We start from the raw sequence: 19,951 nt of genomic DNA on the forward strand, positions 1-19,951 counted from the left end.
TGTTCGTTTCACACCTTGTCCCATCGGGTTCTCCATGTATTGGGGGGAAAGGTGTAAACCATATTCAGGACGGGACACCAGCCACACTGAAGGCAGCTCACCATCTCCCCTTTTAAAGCCCGTTATTAAGTGGATCATGTTGATATGGTGCCACATGGCAGCATGAATCATGCTCGTCACAGGAGGGGCATAGGGTGGATACGGCATATTTCTCCAAGGTGGGTTCCTGCTGCCAATGTCGATGATGCGCACCACTTTGGGGCGAAAGCACCATAACAGAGCAAGCCACCCTCGGATGCCGCTTGCGCCCAAGCGATGTCGACGCTACTGCTTATTGCCTTCCCCGTCTGGTCCCTCTCCCTCGCTCCCTTGATATGCGGCATAAAAAAGTCGGCCCCAAGGCCGACTCGCTGCATACGGTGACAGGCTTTCCTTATTTGAGATATTTACCGTCAACGCCCACCTTGCCCGGGCCGTTCAGTACCCAGATCCGTGCCGAATAGGCGGGCACCGCAAAGCTCAGACTGCCGTTGCTGACGTTCTGACTCGCGCCGGTCACCGCATCCGTATAGGTGCCGTTCTTCAGGCCACTCAGGTTTATTTGCTGGGCCGAATTGGCCGCTAGGCCCACGGCAGCGTAGCTGCCTTGAGCGCTCAGGTCACGCACGAAGCTGATGCCGCTGCCCCACTCGTTCACCTGGCTCATGGGCGCCTTCTGCAGGGCGGGCACCGCCTTGCGGATCTGGTTCAGGCGCTTGATGTGCTGGTAGAGCGGGTGGCTCGGGGTGGCCGGGTTGTCCAGCACCTCCCCGTAGTAGGCACGACCAGTCTGATCCACCGTCATGGTGGCCCCGTCGATATCCTGGGGCTTGCCCGCCTGGAACATCACCTCCTCCCCGTAGTAGAGGGTCGGGATGCCCCGCGCCGTCCAGAGCAGGTTGTAGGTCATGGCCGCATTGCCCTCTTCCCCGCCGTAGCGGTACTTGAAGTCGTTGTCCGGCCCCACGTCATGGTTCTGGAAGAAGGTGATGAGCTTGGTGGCATCCCCATAGACCCAGTCCATGGCAAAGATCCCGCCCACCCCGCCAAAGCTCCCCCGGGTGACGTTGTCACGGAAGGTGGAGAAGAGGGAAAAGTCCAGCACCGAGAGGCCGGAATCGCCCCCTGCCCTGGGATCCGCCGGGTTCGGCGTGGTGCGGGTATACCACCAGGGACGGATCACCGCCGAGGCATTGTCGTTGGCCAGCTCAGAGCCCCAGCCGGTACCCTTGACCAGGTTCTCGCCAAAGACGAACAACCCCGGCTTGTGGGCCTGCCAGTCGTGGACATAGGTCAGCAGCTCGTCCCGCTCGATGTGCTTCAAGGTATCGATGCGAATGGCGTCAACCCCCATGTCGAGGTACTGGCGGATGGCGCCGTTGAGGTAATCCTTGACGTTCTGGTTGCCGGTGGCGAGATCGATGCAATCCCCCGCCATGTGTTTGCGCTGCAGGGCGAGCGGGCTCTCCCAGTCACCGCCTGACATGAAACCGTCCAGGTGATACCAGGCGGGATCCAGGGTCTGGGCGTCGATGCCGAAGAAGCGGTTGGGGTTGTAGCCAGCACTCGGCACGGTGGCGTCCGTCTTGGGGTCCACCAGAGGCTGGGTGCCCGCCGGATCGGACTGGCAGCGGGCCTTGTACCAGTCGGGAGCCACCGGGTTGTCGTCGTCACAGCGGTTGGCGCTGGCGTAGTCCCCGAGGTTGCCCTGATAGGGGCCGTTGTTGATGAGCCCCTGGCTCGACCCCGCCGGTACGTAGTATTTGACGGGCAGGCGATCGATCCAGGTCTTGCCGCGCAGGCCGTACTGGCTCGAGTGGTTGAGCACCACATCCTGGATCACCTTGAGCCCCTTGGCGTGGGCCGCCTGGATGAACTCCCGGTAACCCGCCCCCGGCGACTCCAGACGGGGATCGACCCGGTAGAAGTCGTAGGCGTGGTAGCCGTGGTAGTCGAGGCCGGAGCGATTCTCCACCGGTGGCGTCACCCAGATGGCGGTGAAGCCGAGATCCTTGATGTAGTCGAGCTTGGCGATCAAGCCCTTGAAGTCGCCGCGCCAATGGGGATCCCCCGCCTTGTAGCGATCCCGGTTATGGTAGTTGTTGCTGGCATCGCCATCATAGAAGCGGGCGGTCAGCAGGAAGTAGATGCTCTCGGCACGAAAATCGCCGCTCGCCACCCCCTGCTCGCCGATACGGTACTCGAAGCGCTGCTCGCGCTGATTGCCGCTGGCGTCAATGGCAAGGGTGCGGATCACCAGATCGGTGCCGCTCCCCTTGTCGCTCGCCACCAGGGGCTGGCCTGCATAGCGGGCCGACGCCGTGGTGGGCTGGCTGCCGTCCGTGGTGAAATGCACGGCGGGGGCGCTGTCCTGATCGTCGCTCACCCCCAGGGTGATGGACTGGTTGTCCAGATAACTCCCCGGGGCCGGGGTGACCGTCACCGTGGGGGCCTGCAGATCGGCCCCAGCCAGCGTCTCCACCTCGATGGCCTTGCGCAGGCTGTCAAAGCAGATGCGATAGCGGGTGTTGGCGCTGACCAGGTAATCCTGGGCCGGATACGCCTCGGTCCAGTCCCCCTTGTGGTCAATCTTGAAGCGGGGGTTGTTGCTGCCAAAGGCCTGCTCGGTGCAGAAGGTGGTACCATCCTCGCTGGTCATTGGGGTGAGCCCCCAGTTGTTGGTCGTGCCCCGGAAGTACCAGCTGTCGCTGCTCTGTCCTGCCCCGACCACCACGCTCACACTGCTGCTGCCCTTGGCGCCCTGATCGTCGGTGACCGTGAGGCCATAGGTGAAGGTGCCGGTCTGGGTGGTACTGACGACGATGCTCTCCGTGGTCTCGCCGCTGCTCCACAGATAGCTCGTGATCTGGCCGTCGGGATCCGTAGAGTCGCTGCCGCTCAAGGTCAGTGACGCCCCCTGGGTCACATTCACCGTGCCCCCCGGGGTGATGACCGCGAGCGGCGGCTGGTTGTCATCCCCAAGGGGGGTGATGCTGTAGACCAGGGTCTGGTCGTTGACCTGGATGCGCACCGTACCCACGGCGCTCCAGAAGATGTCGCCGCCACTTTTCTCCAGCACGCCGTCGCCGTTGCTGTCGCCAAAGTTGACGGCCCAGTCGCCAGCCTGATCAAACTTGAGGCGCTGGCTCGCCTTGCCATCCATGTAGGCTTCCACCTGCCATAGGTGATCCCCTACCAGAGTCATGGGTAGGCTGGCCCAGCCGTTGAAGGTGCCGCGTACGTTGAGTTGCGGCAAGGTGCTGGCAAACCCCGAGGCCTCGCAACTGGCCACCGCCGTCGCGCTCACCGCCTGAGTGCTGGCGTTGATGCGGATCTGGTACGCCGTGTTGGCATTGACCCCGTAGTCGGCCGCCGGGTAGCTCTGCTGCCAGTTGCCGTACCTGTCTATCTTGAAGCGCGGTCCGCCGCTGGCATCCCCGCTCACGAAGCGCTGGCAGGTATCAAAATTGACGCCGTCCGTCGACGTCATGGCGGTCGCCGCCCATCCATTCGCGGTGCCCCGGAAGAACCACTCCGCCGCCGACGTCGGCGCCGTGATCAGGGTTCCCAACAATCCGGCCGCGAGTATCCATCTAGCCATTGATAGTCCTTTATTTTCATTGTTTTGTGTGTGATGCCGGTGTGCCCCGGCATTCCCCCATCCGCTACAGTCCCGCCTTCGGATGAGCCCGATCAGTCTAGAGTTCCCCATAACCAATTCATGGCGAATGCGCGCAAAATGTGACCACCATCGACTTCGCTATTGGCTGTATGTGATTGATAGCGCTTTCATTTCCATGCAACACCGATTTGCAGGGAGGAGTGACCAACCTGATCCATTGACTCGGCGGACGAGGTGAAGTGGGGTAAGATGGCGACATTGTTTCTCTCCTCCGCCTTCGCTGGCGAGGAACCGTGCGCAGGAACCGCCTTGAACTATCGCAACGAATCCGGCCAAAACAGGCAACAGCAGGTCTTTACCGTCACCCGCCTCAACAGCGCCGTGCGCATGATCCTGGAGCAAGATCTGGGGCTGGTGTGGCTGACCGGCGAGCTCTCCAACCTGGCGATGCCAAGCTCCGGCCACTGGTATTTCTCGCTTAAGGACATATCGGCGCAGGTGCGCTGCGCCATGTTCAAGGGCAACAACCGGCGGGTGGCCTTTCGCCCGCAGGATGGCATGCAGGTACTGGTGCAGGCGCGAGTTTCCCTCTATGAGCCGCGCGGCGACTACCAGCTGATCATCGAGTCGATGCAACCTGCAGGCGATGGCGTGCTGGCGCTGCGTTTTGAAGAGCTCAAGCGCCGCCTCGGCGCCGAGGGGCTGTTTGACGAGAGCCGCAAGCGGCCGCTGCCCCGCGAACCGCGCGCGGTAGGCCTCATTACCTCCGCCACCGGTGCGGCTTTGCACGATATGCTGACGGTGCTTAAACGGCGTGCGCCGGATCTACCGGTCTTTATCTACCCGACTCAGGTACAGGGGAGCGCCGCCATCAGCCAGATCGTCGCGGCGATCGCCAAAGCGAACCAGCGCGCCGAGGTGGATGTGCTGATCGTCGGGCGCGGCGGCGGGTCGCTCGAAGATCTCTGGTGCTTTAACGAAGAGGCGGTGGCGCGTGCCATTGCCCACTCCGCCATACCAGTGGTGAGCGCGGTGGGCCACGAGGTGGATGTCACCATCAGCGACTTTGCCGCCGACTTGCGCGCCCCTACCCCATCGGCCGCCGCCGAGCTGGTGGCGCCGGATCAGAGCGCCCGAGCCCAGCGTCTCGTTCACCTCAAGCAGCGACTGCTGCAGGCGATGAGCCGCCAGCAGACCGCCGCCCGCCACGATTTCATCCTGCTGCAAAAGCGGCTCGACCATCAGGATCCGAAGCGGCGGCTGGAGCAACAATCCCAGCGACTCGACGAGCTCTCCACCCGTTTGCAGCAACTGCTGCGCCAGCGGCTGCATCAGGGTGAGCGGCGCCTCACCAACCTTGAACTGCGCCTGCAGGGCAAGAGTCCGGAGCGCCTCTTGGCAGCTGGCAAACGCCGCCATCAGCTGGCCGAGGAGCGGCTTCATGCCCTGATTGCAAAACGGCAAGACCTTGCTAGTCACCGCCTCGCCATGCTCAGCGCCCGCCTCGACGGGGTGAGCCCGCTCGCCACCCTGGGGCGCGGCTACTCCATCACCCGCACCGCGCGTGGCGAAGTCATCAGCCGCGCCGATCAGGTCAACAGTGGCGACCAGCTCGTCACCACCCTGGCGCAAGGGAGCTTGCAGGTACGGGTCGAGGAAGTTATCAACGACTCAGCGCAGTAGATCTGCTGCATCAAACTACCAGCCAATCTGCTATTTAGCCCGGCATCGACCCGTTAATCGGCCAAACAAAAAAAGGCCACCACCGCAAACAGGGTGGTGGCCTTTTTTATCTCGGGTGCTGGCGCCTGCTCACCCCTTGGCGCGGCGGGCGACCAGGGTGAACTTGTAGTCATCGCTCTTGAAGAAGTTGCGACTGAACTCGAACACGGTGCCATCTTGCAGGAAGCCACGGGAAACCTTCTCGATAATGGGCTTGGCAGGATCGATACCGAGCGCCTCCACCACCTGCGCCGAAGGGAGCACCGGAATGATCTCCTGCTCGCTGCGGTCGATCACCAGCTGCTTCACCTCTTCGATGTAGTGGTACTTGGAGCCCTGCATCACCGCGTAGCTTAGATCGGGGAAGAGGGCCAGCGGCATCCAGGTCTCCTCCAGCGTTACCGCGATCTGGCGAATAAAGCGCACCCGCTTGACGTAGTAGACCAGCGCCCCTTCCAGCAGATTGAGCCGCTCGGCCAACTCACTGCTCGCCTTGATCACCTCGAAGGCGAGAATGTCGCTGTGGGTCTCGGCCGCCGGATCGGTCACCTTCTCATAGAGGCTGGTGAGCTGATAGATGTCGTAGTTCACCTTCTCCTGCCGCACGTAGCTACCGCTGCCCTGAATACTCTCGATGACGTTGAGTTCGGTCAGCTGCTTGAGAGCCTGACGCACCGTCACCCGGCTCACCCCGAACTGCTCGCGCAACTCGGCTTCGGTGGGCAGGGCATCGCCGGGGGCCAGCTCCCCTTGCGCAATCCACTGCTGGATGGTGTCGGCTATCTGGCGATACATGGGTTTTTTCGACACGAAAGGCCACCTCGTCGGCTCTGCGCCATGATAAATGGAAGAGGCGCCATTCTACCCCAGTTGCCCGGCAGACAAAAAGGCTCGGCCTCATTTGACCTAACAAATCCCCTTGATCAAACAATACAAAAATAATACAAATAACGAATTGTATGATACCACTCACAAAAATCAGTCGGTCGGTTTGTTAGCATCGCTGTCACTTTCACCATGACGGCTTGCTGGCAAGCCAACCTGACAGAGGATCATCATGAATCTGACCAGTCTTACCGGCCCCCATCTCATCACGCTGCAAACCCGGTTTGCCGATCGGGATGCGGCCATTCATGCCCTGGCTGATCGGCTCGATCAGGCCGGCAAGCTGCACGACAAGGCCGCCTTTCTGGCCGCGGTCATGGCCCGCGAGGCACAGGGCCCCACCGCCCTTGGCGAAGGGCTGGCGGTGCCCCACGGCAAGTGCGATGCGGTGCGTGAAGCGTCCTTTGCCGTCGCCACCCTGAGCGAAGAGCTGGGTTGGGAGGGGATCGACGGCACCGAGCCGGTCAACCTGATCTTCATGCTGGCGATCCCGACCGATCAGGCGGGCTCCACCCACATGCAGCTGCTCACCACCCTCACCACTGCCCTGGTGGATGACGATACCCGCGAGGCGGTGCTGGCAGCCAAAAGTGCCGAGCAACTGATGGCGCTGCTTGATGGTGAGGGGGATAGTGGCAAGCAACCAGAAAAAGAAGACAACTTAAATACAAATAAACCCACTGTGGTCTGTGTCACCGCCTGTCCGGCGGGGATCGCCCACACCTATATGGCTGCCGAGTATCTGGAAAAGGCGGGGCGCAAGCTGGGCATTCGGGTACTGGTCGAGAAGCAGGGTGCCAACGGCATCGAGGATCGCCTGCCGCAAGAGGCGCTCGATGCTGCGGTGGCCTGCATCTTCGCCGCCGAGGTGGCCATCAAGGAGCAGGAGCGTTTCGCCGGTATCCCCCGGATCGAGACGCCGGTGGCCGAGCCCATTCGCCATGCCGAGCGGATCCTCAATGATGCGCTGGAAGCGGCCAAGGCCGGTCGCACCGCCCCGACGCCAAACCCCAGCCAGAGCGACGCGCCGACCGGCAAGAAGGTGAGCCTCAAGACCGAGCTCAAGCAGGCGCTGCTGAGCGGCATCTCCTTTGCCGTGCCGCTCATCGTGGCAGGCGGTACCGTGCTCGCCGTCTCTGTGCTGCTGGCCCAGATCTTTGGCCTGCAACATCTGTTTGACACCGAGAACTCCTGGCTCTGGATGTACCGAAAACTCGGCGGTGGCATGCTGGGCACCCTGATGGTGCCGGTGCTGGCGGCCTATACCGCCTATTCGCTGGCAGACAAACCGGCGCTGGGCCCGGGCTTTGCAGCGGGACTGGCCGCCAACATGATTGGCTCCGGCTTTCTCGGCGGTGTGGTCGGTGGTCTTATCGCCGGTTACCTGATGCGCTGGGTCAAGCAGCATGTGCGTCTGAGCCCCAACTTCAACGGCTTTCTCACCTTTTACCTCTATCCGGTGATCGGCACTCTGGTGGCGGGCAGCCTGATGCTGTTTGTCATCGGTCAGCCGGTGGCCTGGCTCAACAACAGCCTCACCGAGTGGCTCAACGGCCTCTCCGGCACCAATGCGCTGGTACTGGGCGCCCTGCTCGGCTTTATGTGCTCGTTTGACCTGGGTGGCCCGGTCAACAAGGCGGCCTACGCCTTCTGCCTCGGCGCCATGGCCAACGGGGTCTACGGCCCCTACGCCATCTTCGGCGCAGTCAAGATGGTCTCGGCCTTTACCGTCACCTTCTCCACCCTGCTGGCGCCACGCCTGTTCCAGACCTTCGAGATCGAGACCGGCAAGTCCACCTGGCTACTGGGGCTGGCGGGGATCACCGAGGGCGCCATTCCGATGGCCATCGAAGATCCGATCCGGGTGATCGGCTCCTTCCTCGCAGGCTCGGTGGTCACCGGCGCCATGGTGGGAGCCATGGGGATTGGTCTCTCCACCCCGGGGGCCGGCATCTTCTCCCTGTTCCTGCTCCACGATGGCGGCCACGGTGCCCTGATGGCTGCCGCCGTCTGGCTCGGTGCGGCGCTGGTGGGCACCCTTATCTCCACTGTGGTGCTGATCGGCTGGCGCCGTCACGCCATGCAGCGCGGCACCTATCAGGTGGTTGCCGCAGAGTAAGGCGCATCTTCACAACCGATTTTTCAACAGACTATTTTTCCGCACGGCAGGCAAGGGCCGCCGTGCGTCAGCAAAGGATCATTGTCATGACAGTTTCACGAGTTCACATCACGCCGCACATGCACTGGGATCGGGAGTGGTACTTCACCACCGAGGAGTCCCGCATTCTGCTGGTCAACAACATGGCGGAGATCCTGGCACGGCTTGAATCCGACCCCGACTACAAGTTCTATGTGCTGGACGGCCAGACCGCGGTGCTGGAGGATTACTTCGCCATCCAGCCCGAGAACAAGGCCCGGGTGAAGGCACTGGTGGAAGCGGGCAAGCTCATCATCGGCCCCTGGTACACCCAGACCGACACCATGCAGGTGAGCGGCGAGTCCATCCTGCGCAACCTGCTCTACGGGATGCGCGACTGCCTCAGCCTTGGCGAGCCGATGAAGATCGGTTACCTGCCCGACTCGTTCGGCATGTCCTCCCAGCTGCCCCACATCTTCAACGGCTTCGGGATCGATCGGGCCATGTTCTGGCGCGGCTGCTCCGAGCGTCACGGTACCGACAAGACCGAGTTCCTCTGGCAAAGCAACGACGGCAGCGAGGTGACCGCCCAGGTACTGCCGCTCGGCTACGCCATCGGCAAGTACCTGCCGGAAGATGAAGCTGGGCTGCGCAAGCGGCTCGAATCCTACTTCGAGGTGCTGGAGAAGGCCTCGGTGACCAAGGATATCCTGCTGCCCAACGGCCACGACCAGATGCCGCTGCAACAGAACATCTTCGCCATTATCGACAAGCTGCGGGAGATCTACCCCCAGCGTGAATTCCACATGAGCCGCTTCGAGCAGGTCTTCGAGCGCATCGAGGCGTGCCGCGACCAGCTGGCCACCCTCAAGGGGGAGTTCAACGACGGCAAATACATGCGGGTACACCGCACCATCTCCTCCACCCGGATGGACATCAAGCTGGCCCACGCCGCCATCGAGAACAAGATCGTCAACATTCTCGAACCGCTGGCAAGCATCGCCTGGGCGCTCGGCTTCGAGTACCACCACGGGCTGCTCGAGAAGATGTGGAAGGAGATCATGAAGAACCACGCCCATGACAGCATCGGCTGCTGCTGCAGCGACAAGGTGCATCAGGAGGTGATGACCCGCTTCATTCTGGCCGACGACATGGCCGAGAACCTGATCCGCTTCTACATGCGCAAAATTGTCGACAACATGCCGGTGGTGCTGTGCGAAGACGGGGTACAGGTGGCCGACAAGCTCTGCCTGTTCAACCTGATGCCCTTCCCCCGTCAGGAGGTGATCAACACCAGCATTCGCATTCGCGCCCAATCCTTTGCCCTGCGCGATGAAGCGGGCCAGCCGGTCCCCTACTTCATTCGCGCCAGACGCGAGATTGACCCGGGTCTGGTGGACAGACAGATCGTTCACTACGGCAACTACGACCCCTTTATGGAGTACGACATCCAGCTCTGCCATCCGCTGCCGGCCATGGGCTACTGCACCCTCCATATCGAGGGCAACCAGCCGGGACTGGAACAGCCGGTGACGGCCAGCGGCGAGCTGCTGGAGAACGATTTTTACCGCATCGCCCTCAACGACAACGGCACCCTGCAGATCTTGGACAAACTGCGCGGCACCACCTTCGATCAGGTACTCACGCTCGAAGAGGGCTCCGATGATGGCGACGAATATGACTACTCGCCGTCGCGGGACGAGTGGCTGCGCTACTCCACCGAGTATGCGGTGACCCGCGAGGTCACCCATCAGGCGTGGCAGAGCATCGCCACTCTCAAACTGCGTATGGCCTTGCCGGCCAATCTCGCCGAGCGTGCGGATCGCCAGTGCAGCGGCCACCTCGATGTCACCTGCCGCATTACGCTGGCGCATCAGAGCCCACGGATCGACATCGAGCTGGAGCTCGACAATCAGGCTGATGACCACAGGGTGCGGGTGCTGATCCCCACCCCCTTCCCGAGCGACACCGTGCTTTCCGACAACCAGTTTGGCTGCATCACCCGCCCCACCCGTGACAGCGCCATGGCGAACTGGAAAGCGGAGGGGTGGAAAGAGGCCCCCATTCCGGTCTGGCAGCTGATGAACTTCGTCGCCCTTCAAGATGGCAAGCAGGGGCTGGCGGTGCTGAGCAACGGTCTGCGCGAGTTTGAAGTGATCGGTGAGCAGTGCGACACCCTGGCACTCACCCTGCTGCGCGGGGTCGGCGTACTCGGTAAAGAGGAGCTGCTGCTGCGCCCGGGTCGCCCCTCCGGCATCAAGCTGCCCACTCCGGACTCCCAGGTGCGTGGCAAGCTCAGCTGCCGTTTCAGCCTGCTGGCGTTTGCCGGTGATCACATCAGCGCCAACGTGATGCAGGCGGCGCGCAGCTACCTCACCCCGGTGCGCTGCTACAACAAGATCCCGTTCGATGCCATGAAGCTCAACAAGGCGAGCTTCACCACCCCGCTGCACTTCAGTCTGCTCGCCATGGACCCGTCCGGTCCGGTGCTGAGCGCCCTTAAAAAGGCAGAGGATGAAGAGGCGCTGGTGATCCGGGTCTACAACCCGAGCGAGCAGGCGCGGCTGGAGGGTGGCAAAGTGAGCAGCGAACACGCCCTGAGCGACTGGCAAGCGGTGCGGATGGACGAGCAGCCCCTGCCCCTTGAACTGGCCGCTGGCGAGTTTGGCGAGCTGGCGCCGTGCCAATCCCGCAGCGTGCGCTTTTGGGTGGCTCGCGGCTAACCGCCGGTAACACCCACAGCTAGCAACAGGCGGGGAAGAGTCATCCCCGTCTGTTTATCCCTTCAAGCTGGCCTGCCCCGCTTGATAAAGACATAAAAAAATCCCCGCCAATTGGCGGGGATTTTTATTGGGTTCTGCTTCATCCCGCGAGCGGGAGAGCACGCTTAGCTGGCCTTGCGAAGGATCTGCTCAAGGTAGTCGGCGAAGCGGTGACCGTGATGCTCCAGCAGTTTCGGGAACATGGAGATGGAGGTCATGCCCGGGAAGGTGTTGATTTCATTCAGCAGGATCTCCCCCTCCTCGGTCAGGAAGAAGTCGATGCGCGAGAGATGGGTCAGTTTCAGCTGACGGAACGCCTTGAGGGCATACTCGTGGATCGCATCGGCCTGCGCCTCGGTCAGCCCTTCGGCACGCAGTGCGGTCTCGGTATGGCTGGCACTGCTGTACTTCTCTTCATAGGTGTAGAACTTGTCCTGCGGCACGCAGATCTCGCCCGGATAGGTGGCCACCAGCTCGTCACCATACTGGTAGACCGCTACTTCCAGCTCGCGCGGCTTGACCGCTTTCTCGATCAGAACCTGTTCGGAGTAACCGAAAGCATCGGCAATGCCCTTCACCAGATCCGCTTCGTTGCTGGCGGAGTAGCAGCCAACGGAAGAGCCCTGGGAGGCGGCCTTGATAAAGACCTTGCCCCACTTGGCCAGTGCCACTTTCGCCTCAGCCAGAGCCGCATCGCCCTGCTCGGTCAGGAACAGATAAGGGGTGTTGGGGATACCGATGGCGGAGAGCCACAGCTTGGTGGTGATCTTGTTGAAGCAGATCTTGCTCGCTTCGGCGTCGCAGCCCAGATAAGGCAGGCCAGCCAGCTCGAGGAAGGATTGCAGATCGCCGGTCTCACCCGGGTAACCGTGGATGCAGGGCACCACGTAGTCTACCGGACGGGCCACGCTGTCAAACGAGAGCAGCTTGTCCAGCCCCAGTTTGCACTCGCGACCATCGGCGCTGAGCCAGCGGTCGGCAAACATCTCGACGCGGGTCACTTCGACGCCGGGCAGGAGAGCGAGTTGTTTTTCGAGGAAATTGGCGCTGCGCAGAGAAACCTCGTGCTCGGAGCCACCGCCGCCGCACAGCAGCAAGACATGCATGTTCTTCATTAGATGTGATCCCTTGGGAAAAGCGGCCTCGTCATGACCATTTGATAAGCCAACCACCATAAAAACCGGACGAAGCCAGATACGAACATAAGTGCGCGCCAGTGTAGCAAGGGAGATCAACCCTTGTCAGCTGATGGGAGACCCATGACCCCACTTCTTGCAGTGAAAAGTCTCCCCTGTGTCAAAATCGGGACACATTGCCCCTCAGCGCGGGGGATCGACCCTTCCCATGCCGTTGCCATTGACCCGAAACCAGCCAGCGATGCTGTAGCGCTCGCGGTTGGCGGGCAGCACCTCGTGGGGAAACTCCTCGGAGAGAAACATGACCAGCCGCCCCCCCTTGGGGCTGACATCCATCAGAAACTGCTCCCTGTCGTCATACATGCGCAGCACTCCACCCGCTTCGGGCAGCCAGTCGTTGTTGAGGTAAAATACGGTGGTAAGACGGCGGTTGGAGCGACCGGCAAAGGCATCCCGATGGGTGGCGTAAAAATCCCCGCTGCGATAGCGGGCGAAGTGTGCCTCGTAGTCGAACAGCCCCAGCATCAGCATCCGGTTGGCGGCAAGACGCAGGGACTCCATCCGGGCGAGGTAGTCAGCCACCGGCGCACCGAGGGAGGGCTCCAGCCAGTGGATCTGGTCACGGCGAATGTCGGGATTGCCCTGGTGCAGGGCGTCACGGCCGATCCCGGCCGGTTGCCATTCGCTTGGCAAACAGGCTTTGAGGGCATCCACCTCGGTGGCGGTCAAAAAATCATCCACTATCACCCATCCCCGGGTGTAAATGGCATCCATGGCAGCTTGATAGTCCAAGATTGGCTCACAATGAGTGGAAAGAGGGCGCTTTGTAGCGACTTACCGGCAAAGTCACAAACCGGTTTGCTTCTCTTGAGAAGTCCCAACATCAATACGCGAGTTGCTGCCCGCCGCCCCGCATTTTTGTCGACAGTTGTGATCCCGCTCTGCCAAGGAGCGTATTGGCTGTCGAAACTGTGATGGCCCTTGCAATCAAGGGGACGGATCCTTGCTCTCACCTTGCCGTTAAAAGAGCCAACCGATACCGTAGCCACATCACCATCATGTCGTTAGGCCGGCGCTCATCGCCACAACCGACCTGACACCCCACGGATAACCACGAGAAGGATCTGCTTATGCCTCTGCCCGACCTTATTTTGCAACAACTGGATGGAAGCCCCTACCCGCTGACTCAACTGGCGGGCAAGGTGGTACTGGTGGTCAATGTGGCTAGCCGATGTGGCTTTACTCCTCAATACGAGGGGTTGGAAGCCCTCTATCGCGAGCTGGGGCCAGAGGGGTTGGTGATCCTGGGCTTCCCCTGCAACCAGTTCGGCAATCAGGAGCCGGGGGATGCGGACGAGATCGCTCGCTTCTGCTCTCTCGATTATCCGGTCAGCTTCCCCATCATGGCCAAGTGCGATGTCAACGGTGAACAGGCCCACCCCCTCTATCAATGGCTCAAGAAAGAGAAACCGGGGCTGCTGGGGCTCGAAAACGTCAAGTGGAACTTCACCAAGTTCCTGATCGACCGTGATGGCAAGGTGGTTGACCGCTTTGCTCCCACCACCAAGCCGGAGAGTCTGGTCACCCCCATCCGCGACCTGCTCTGATTGCTTTTCGCGATACAAAAGAGCGGCCGGTACAACAGCTACTGCGCAGCGGCCGCTCTTTTGCTATATTACGCCCCCGTTATCATTTCCATATCGTGGCTGGCCCCAACGCGCTGGCCACCCGTTGAGCCAAAGGCTCATCTCAGGAGTTTCTCTCGAACATGTCATTCAACGAACTGGGTCTGTCCCCGCACATCCTGCGGGCCGTCAAGGAGCTGGGTTACGAACAGCCAACCCCCATCCAGCAGCAAGCCATTCCGGCTATTCTGGCTGGTCAGGATGTGCTCGGCGGTGCCCAGACAGGCACAGGCAAAACGGCCGGTTTCACCCTGCCGATGTTGCAGCGTCTGCTGGCCAACCATGGCCGCGGCCGACGTCAGGTGCGCGCCCTGGTGCTCACCCCGACCCGCGAACTGGCGGCACAGGTGGGCGAGAGCATCATAAAGTATGCCCACCACCTGCCGTTCAAGACTCTGATCGCCTATGGCGGTGTCAGCATCAAGCCCAATCTGGACGCCATCAAGCTGGGGGTGGACATTCTGGTCGCCACCCCGGGCCGTCTGCTGGATCTGCTGACCCAGGGCGCCCTGACCCTGAGCCAACTGGAAGTGTTGGTACTGGATGAAGCGGATCGCATGCTCGACATGGGCTTTATCGTCGACATCCGCCGCATCATGAAGGCGCTGCCTGCAGAGCGGCAAACCCTGCTCTTCTCTGCCACCTTCTCAAACGACATCAAGGCGCTGGCCGATGACCTGCTGAACGACCCCACCCTGATCGAGGTGGACCCCAGCAATACTGCCGCGGAGCAGGTGACCCAACGCATCATTCAGGTGGATCGGGAACGCCGCCGCGAGCTGCTCTCCCACATGATTGGCCGTGGCAACTGGCAGCGGGTGCTGGTCTTTGTTCGCACCAAGCAGATCGCCGACCGCCTCGCCCAGCAGATGCAAAAAGATGGCCTCAATACCGTGGCGATCCACGGTGACAAGAGCCAGGGAGCCCGCAACCGGGCGCTGGCCGATTTTCGCAGTGGCGACGTTCGGGTATTGGTGGCAACCGATATCGCCGCCCGCGGTCTGGATATCGATCAACTGCCCTACGTGATCAACTTCGAACTGCCCCAGATGGCGGAGGATTACATCCACCGTATCGGCCGTACCGGCCGCGCCGGTCGTGGCGGCGAGGCAATCTCGCTGGTCAGCCAGGACGAGCTGGGTCAGCTCAAGGCTATCGAAGCCTTGATCGGCCAATCCCTGACCGTGGAGATCCTGGAAGGGTATGAGCCAAGCGGCAAGCCGAGTCGCCAGACTCTGCCGGGCAGCAAGCCGGTGCAGAACCCGCCCCGGGCTCGCGGCCATGCCAACGCCAAGAGCAATGCCAAAGGCAAACCTGCCGCAGGCAAGGGCAAAGCCAAGGATGATGCCTCCAAGAAGCCCGCCCAGTCTCCTCAAAACAAGTCCCGCAAGCGGGAAGTGGTGGGCGAGGATATCGGCTTTGCGCCAATGCGCCGCTTGCCCAAAGCAATGCGCGACAGCTATCAGGAGAGCAGCGACGAGTAAGCTCGCGCGACGCTAACTGCCAAGCCAAAAGAGGGAGCCTGCAAGGCTCCCTCTTTCGTTGTGGATCACACGGAGCCGTGCAAATGCTCCACTCGGGCTCAGACCAGCGAATGGCGCACCGCGGCGGTACCATGGCTGGGCGGCGCTGAACCATCGAGCGGATTGAGCTGCAGGAAGTCGAACAAGCCAGCCTGCATATTGACGTTCCAGAAGCGTCCGGCAAGGGTGAGTTGCAGTCGCTCATGGCTTATCTCGGCCAAGCCATGCTGCTGCCAGGCCGAGAAGAGCGGCATCAGATGAGCACGCAAGGAGACCGGCAGACGATCCAGCGCCAGCACGCCACTGTCGAGGGCACCGCGCAGCAGACCGTCCATCCTTGCATTGGGATTGCGCCCCATCACCATCCCGGGCGCCCGCTTGCCACTGGCCAGCGCGTCGTGCCAGGGGGCCAGATCCCGTCCATACATCAAGCCGTGGCCAAGAATGCTGCCCCCCGCACCGGCGCCAAAGGGGAGGATCTCCGCACCGCGCTTGGCCATCTGGTTATAACGACTCTGCTCGGCCGGACTGCGCCGCCAGTGACTGCAAGAGAGACGCTCCCAGCCGTGAGCTTCCAGTTGCGCCCCGCCATAGGCATACATGGCCGCCCGCTGCTGGCCATCGGCGAGCCAATCCAGGGTGCCCTTCTCCTGCGCCCGCTCCAGATTGGTGCCCTGCATGGCGATGAGCTGATAGAGATCGACCCCGTGTACACCGCTCGCCATCACATCGCGGATATCCTGCTGCCACACGGCATCATCCTGACCGGGCAGACCAAAGATGAGATCCGCCACGATCACAGCCGCATCATCCCGGGTCAGCTCACCCAGACGGGTCAGCAGCGTCTCCCTGTCATCGAAACGGGCCGCCTGCTGACGCACCCGGGTATCAAAGCTCTGCACCCCGAATGAGAAGCGGTTGAAGCCCCCGGCCAGCGCCACCTGCCATTTCTCATCATCAAAGCCGTTGAGCCGCCCCTCCAGCGTCACCTCGGCATCGGCCGACAACGGAAAACGGCGGATCACGGCGGCCAGCATGGCCAGCTCGTCGGCGCTCATGTCGGTCGGCGTACCGCCCCCCACATAGACGGCTGAAAATGGCAGGCTCTGCGCCAGCGGGGTGTCAGCCGCCTGCGCAAGGGAGGCGCACAGAGCGTTGACATAGCGGTTGATCCGCGCCGGGTTGGCGCCATTTTCAAAGAAATTGCAGAAGCTGCAGCGCTTGCGGCAAAACGGAATATGGATGTAGAGGGCGCGCTCCTCAGCTTCACTCTCTCGCTGCCACCAGCTCTGCCAGCCAGCCTCATCCAGCGGGAAGGGGCGCATCCCTCCCCGACTGGCGTGGGCCGAGGTCTTGGCGCTAAAGGCAAACTTGAGGGGATCCGGCGAGGAGATACCGGTCATGGAAGGGGTCAGATTCATGGTGGTCACTATTTAGTAAATAATGACAATGATAACGATTATCGTTACTGGCATTTTGTTCTGGATCAACCCGCAGAGCCGTGCAGCTCGTCGAAGTCATTTTGGCAACCAGCATTACCGATCTGCTTAACAGATTATTTACTAAAGAGCGGTTATGGTGTGCCGATAGAGAACCATCATTCTTGCTCTCCTCGCCTACGCTCAGATGAAGCTGGAACAGATAAAACACAACAACGCATGGAACGCCCCGACTATGCATAACCTCTCCCTGAACTGGAAAATCTTTCTCCCTCTTGCGCTGGTCATCAGCACCACCTTTGGCCTCAGCTTCGAGCTCTCTGCCTGGCTGCAACGGGATCTCGCCATCCGGCTGGCAGAGGAGAAGGTTGAGAGCATGGCCAACACCTATATGGATCAGGTCAACGTGCTGATGATGACAGGTGGCATGGCCAACCGGCAGATAGTGCAGACCAAACTCAAGAGTGAAGCGGGCATTGTCGAGGCTCGTCTGGTTCGAGCCCCGGCCGTCAGCAACCTGTTTGGCCCGGGTTTCCCGGACCAGAAAGCCCAGGACAGCTTCGACGAACGCGCCATCAATCAGGGGGAAACCATCCTGCAGCAACAGGGTAACCAGCTCACCCTGATCAAGCCGTTCAAAGCCTACAAGGAGTATCGCGGTACCCAGTGCACCACCTGCCATCAAGTGCCTGAAGGCACTGTCATGGGAGCGGTGCGGATCAGTTACGATCTCAGCCATACCTTCGGCGAGATCCGCCACAACAACCTGATCCTGAGCGGCAGTCTGGCCCTTGTCTTCAGCCTCGGTTTCGGCCTGCTGTGGTGGGTATTGCAACGCTATGTAAAACACCCGCTGCGGCAACTGCAACGTACCATGCTCCAGATGGCCAAAGAGCGTAACCTCGCTATCCCCCTGCTAAACCAGAGTCAGGATGAGCTGGGCCAGATGACCCGTGCCGTCAATGAGATGGTGCAGGGCTTCAGGCACAGCCTGCAGGAAGTAGAAGGGGCGACCCATCAGCTCTATCAGGAGTCGAGCCAGATCCGTCAGGTGGCGACCCAGACAGAAAACTCGGCCCGTCAGCAAGAGTCGATGACCACTCAGGTTGCCGCCGCTGTAAGCGAGCTTGCGGCAAGCTCCCACGAAGTGCGCGAACATGCCCGCAAGAGCGCCGAGCTCTCCGCCCTAACCAATCAGGATGCCGCCAATACCAGCCGCCTCGCCCAGCACTCCATCATAGATATGGGCGAGATGTCGGCAGAAATTGATCGGGTGGATCAGGTGATCCAGCAACTCGATAGCCGCTGCCTCGCCGTTGACGGTGTGCTTGAGGTGATCAAGGGGATTGCCGATCAGACCAACCTGCTGGCCCTCAACGCCGCCATTGAAGCGGCCAGGGCCGGCGAGCAAGGCCGTGGCTTTGCGGTGGTAGCCGATGAAGTGCGGGCCCTCTCCAACCGTAGCCGTGCCGCCAGCGAGGAGATCTCCCAGATGATCGCCGCCCTGCAAAACGAGGCCCAAAGCGCCGTTGTGGTGATCGGGGATGCAAAAAGCAAAGCCGGTGAGAGCATCAGCAAGACAGAGGCGACCCTGGCGGCCATGCAAAACATCATTGGACGCATCGCCAGCATCAATGACCTCAACGCCCAGATGGCACAATCAGCAGAAGAGCAGGACAGGGTCTGCAGCGAAGTGGATCACGCGGTCAGCGACATTCGCAATACGTCAAATGACACTCTGGGTCAGGCCCATGCCGCCAACCTCGCCAGTATCCAGCTGGTCGAGCAGTGTCAAAAACTGGAGGCCTTGCTGAAAACCTACCGCTGGTAATCCAGCCAATGGCAACAAGCGCGCTCCCGAGTCGCGCTTGTTGCCGCAAACTACCCTTGATGGGCGGTGTCGAGCATTCATCAATCCTCTTCAGCACATAGCATGTGTGCTTCATCTCCCTCGGCAACATAGCCTCAACAGTCATCCCACCAGGGATCCAGCAAGGTGAGCTGCTGGCGGTCGAGATCAAGCGCCACCTCGATACCCAGCGGCAGCGTCAGCATGGGGTGGGTATGGGCGCAATCAAACTCCGCCAGAATGGGGAAGTTCAGCTCCCCCACCACCTCCAGCAGGATATCGAGGGGGCGCTTACCGCTACCCTGATCGTTGAACAGCTCATGCTTGCCGAGGATAAGCGCGCCGATCCTATCAAACACCCCGCACAGCTTGAGGTGGGCGAAGGATCGCTCCACCGTCTCGGCAGATTTCAGGCTGTCCTCGAGCAGCAAAATGCCGCCGTGCTCGATGGGCGGCATATAGGGGGAGCCCCAGATCCCCGCCATGGTGTTGAGGTTGCCGCCAATCAGCCGTCCCTCAACCCGGCCTGAGCCCACCGAGATCAGCCGATTGGGCTGGCAGCGCTTGGCCCGGGTCTGGCTTTCCCAATCGAGCCGTTCATCGCTCCACTTTACCGGGGTGGGCAGCGTGCAGGGGACGCCAGCTTCATCGGCCAACGCAATCTGTAAAAAACTGGCCAGCGTCTCATCCACCAGCGGCGGCAACTCGCCAAAGGAGGCCACCAGCGCCGGGCCATAAAAGGTAACCAGGCCAGTTTGGGCGTGGATGCCGAGCAGCAGGGCCGTCACATCGGAGTAGCCAACGATGATCTTGGGATCGCGCTTGAGCGCATCAAAATCGAGATAAGGGAGCAGGGAGTTGGAGTTGCTGCCGCCAATCACCGATATGATGCAGCGCACTTCTGGGTCGCGAATAAGGGCGTTGAGCTCCTCGGCTCGTGCGGCGATGGAGCCGGAGCGCCAGTGATCCTGCTGGCCGGTGAGGCTGCCCGCCTTGAGCCTAAAGCCCTGCCCCTCAAGAAAGGCTTTTGCGCGGGCAAAACGGTTGGGTGCCCAAGCGGTCGCAGCGCTGGAGGGGGAGAAAAAAGCGATGGTATCGCCACGTTGGAGCAGCGGGGGAACCAATAACGTCATGACACACTCATCCTTGCCA

General features: G+C 61.3%; 12 protein-coding genes. 6 read left to right on the plus strand and 6 right to left on the minus strand.

Annotated features, from left to right (window positions below; translation table 11 throughout):
* Window positions 1-433 precede the first annotated feature (433 nt).
* Window positions 434-3,640, minus strand: a complete 3,207-nt coding sequence (locus G5179_RS14605; RefSeq protein ID WP_421258611.1) for an alpha-amylase family glycosyl hydrolase — start codon at window positions 3,638-3,640, stop codon at window positions 434-436.
* 330 nt (window positions 3,641-3,970) lie between these two features.
* Here G5179_RS14605 and xseA point away from each other — a divergent pair, with 330 nt between their 5' ends.
* Entirely contained in the window at window positions 3,971-5,344 is a 1,374-nt protein-coding gene (gene xseA / locus G5179_RS14610; protein WP_421258643.1) for an exodeoxyribonuclease VII large subunit, read from the plus strand.
* Window positions 5,345-5,473: 129 nt separating this feature from the next.
* Here xseA and G5179_RS14615 read toward each other — a convergent pair whose 3' ends face one another.
* Window positions 5,474-6,193: a GntR family transcriptional regulator gene (locus tag G5179_RS14615; RefSeq protein ID WP_005337027.1), complete on the minus strand. Its 720-nt coding sequence runs from the start codon at window positions 6,191-6,193 to the stop codon at window positions 5,474-5,476.
* A gap of 247 nt (window positions 6,194-6,440) precedes the next feature.
* On the opposite strand from G5179_RS14615, the gene mngA reads away from it, so the two are divergent.
* Together mngA and mngB are read left to right on the plus strand one after the other, a co-directional pair.
* Window positions 6,441-8,387 carry a PTS 2-O-a-mannosyl-D-glycerate transporter subunit IIABC gene (gene mngA, locus G5179_RS14620; protein ID WP_236768196.1) on the plus strand — a complete coding sequence of 649 codons (1,947 nt, stop codon included), beginning with the start codon at window positions 6,441-6,443 and terminating at the stop codon, window positions 8,385-8,387.
* An 86-nt stretch (window positions 8,388-8,473) separates the two neighbouring features.
* Window positions 8,474-11,128 carry a mannosylglycerate hydrolase gene (gene mngB, locus G5179_RS14625; protein ID WP_421258612.1) on the plus strand — a complete coding sequence of 885 codons (2,655 nt, stop codon included), beginning with the start codon at window positions 8,474-8,476 and terminating at the stop codon, window positions 11,126-11,128.
* A 164-nt stretch (window positions 11,129-11,292) separates the two neighbouring features.
* Here the strand turns inward: mngB and G5179_RS14630 are convergent, their stop codons facing one another.
* Together G5179_RS14630 and G5179_RS14635 are read right to left on the minus strand one after the other, a co-directional pair.
* Window positions 11,293-12,282: a D-alanine--D-alanine ligase gene (locus tag G5179_RS14630; RefSeq protein WP_227340724.1), complete on the minus strand. Its 990-nt coding sequence runs from the start codon at window positions 12,280-12,282 to the stop codon at window positions 11,293-11,295.
* A 204-nt stretch (window positions 12,283-12,486) separates the two neighbouring features.
* Window positions 12,487-13,095, minus strand: a complete 609-nt coding sequence (locus G5179_RS14635; protein ID WP_421258613.1) for a 2OG-Fe(II) oxygenase — start codon at window positions 13,093-13,095, stop codon at window positions 12,487-12,489.
* A gap of 338 nt (window positions 13,096-13,433) precedes the next feature.
* Between G5179_RS14635 and G5179_RS14640 the strand changes: the two genes are divergently transcribed.
* Together G5179_RS14640 and G5179_RS14645 are read left to right on the plus strand one after the other, a co-directional pair.
* Entirely contained in the window at window positions 13,434-13,910 is a 477-nt protein-coding gene (locus tag G5179_RS14640; RefSeq protein ID WP_040066373.1) for a glutathione peroxidase, read from the plus strand.
* Between the two features lie 161 nt (window positions 13,911-14,071).
* Window positions 14,072-15,472 (plus strand): DEAD/DEAH box helicase, encoded by a 1,401-nt coding sequence (locus G5179_RS14645; RefSeq protein ID WP_266133891.1) that lies wholly within the window; start codon window positions 14,072-14,074, stop codon window positions 15,470-15,472.
* A 98-nt stretch (window positions 15,473-15,570) separates the two neighbouring features.
* Here the strand turns inward: G5179_RS14645 and hutW are convergent, their stop codons facing one another.
* Window positions 15,571-16,932: a heme anaerobic degradation radical SAM methyltransferase ChuW/HutW gene (gene hutW / locus G5179_RS14650; RefSeq protein ID WP_421258614.1), complete on the minus strand. Its 1,362-nt coding sequence runs from the start codon at window positions 16,930-16,932 to the stop codon at window positions 15,571-15,573.
* A 253-nt stretch (window positions 16,933-17,185) separates the two neighbouring features.
* Here hutW and G5179_RS14655 point away from each other — a divergent pair, with 253 nt between their 5' ends.
* On the plus strand, window positions 17,186-18,781 hold the full coding sequence (locus G5179_RS14655; RefSeq protein ID WP_421254062.1) for a methyl-accepting chemotaxis protein: 1,596 nt from the start codon (window positions 17,186-17,188) through the stop codon (window positions 18,779-18,781).
* A 134-nt stretch (window positions 18,782-18,915) separates the two neighbouring features.
* Here the strand turns inward: G5179_RS14655 and G5179_RS14660 are convergent, their stop codons facing one another.
* Complete coding sequence (locus tag G5179_RS14660) at window positions 18,916-19,932, minus strand: S66 family peptidase (RefSeq protein ID WP_421258615.1); 1,017 nt, start codon at window positions 19,930-19,932, stop codon at window positions 18,916-18,918.
* Window positions 19,933-19,951 lie beyond the last annotated feature (19 nt).

The sequence above is a fragment of the Aeromonas sp. 600886 genome (assembly GCF_049174935.1).
Classification (GTDB): domain Bacteria; phylum Pseudomonadota; class Gammaproteobacteria; order Enterobacterales; family Aeromonadaceae; genus Aeromonas; species Aeromonas veronii_A.

Excerpts from the sequence above, each read along its gene's own strand:
- G5179_RS14605 (WP_421258611.1), bottom strand. The coding sequence starts at position 3,640 with ATGGCTAGATGGATACTCGCGGCCGGATTGTTGGGAACCCTGATCACG.
- mngA (WP_236768196.1), top strand. The coding sequence starts at position 6,441 with ATGAATCTGACCAGTCTTACCGGCCCCCATCTCATCACGCTGCAAACC.
- mngB (WP_421258612.1), top strand. The coding sequence starts at position 8,474 with ATGACAGTTTCACGAGTTCACATCACGCCGCACATGCACTGGGATCGG.
- G5179_RS14630 (WP_227340724.1), bottom strand. The coding sequence starts at position 12,282 with ATGAAGAACATGCATGTCTTGCTGCTGTGCGGCGGCGGTGGCTCCGAG.
- G5179_RS14640 (WP_040066373.1), top strand. The coding sequence starts at position 13,434 with ATGCCTCTGCCCGACCTTATTTTGCAACAACTGGATGGAAGCCCCTAC.
- G5179_RS14645 (WP_266133891.1), top strand. The coding sequence starts at position 14,072 with ATGTCATTCAACGAACTGGGTCTGTCCCCGCACATCCTGCGGGCCGTC.
- hutW (WP_421258614.1), bottom strand. The coding sequence starts at position 16,932 with ATGAATCTGACCCCTTCCATGACCGGTATCTCCTCGCCGGATCCCCTC.
- G5179_RS14655 (WP_421254062.1), top strand. The coding sequence starts at position 17,186 with ATGCATAACCTCTCCCTGAACTGGAAAATCTTTCTCCCTCTTGCGCTG.
- G5179_RS14660 (WP_421258615.1), bottom strand. The coding sequence starts at position 19,932 with ATGACGTTATTGGTTCCCCCGCTGCTCCAACGTGGCGATACCATCGCT.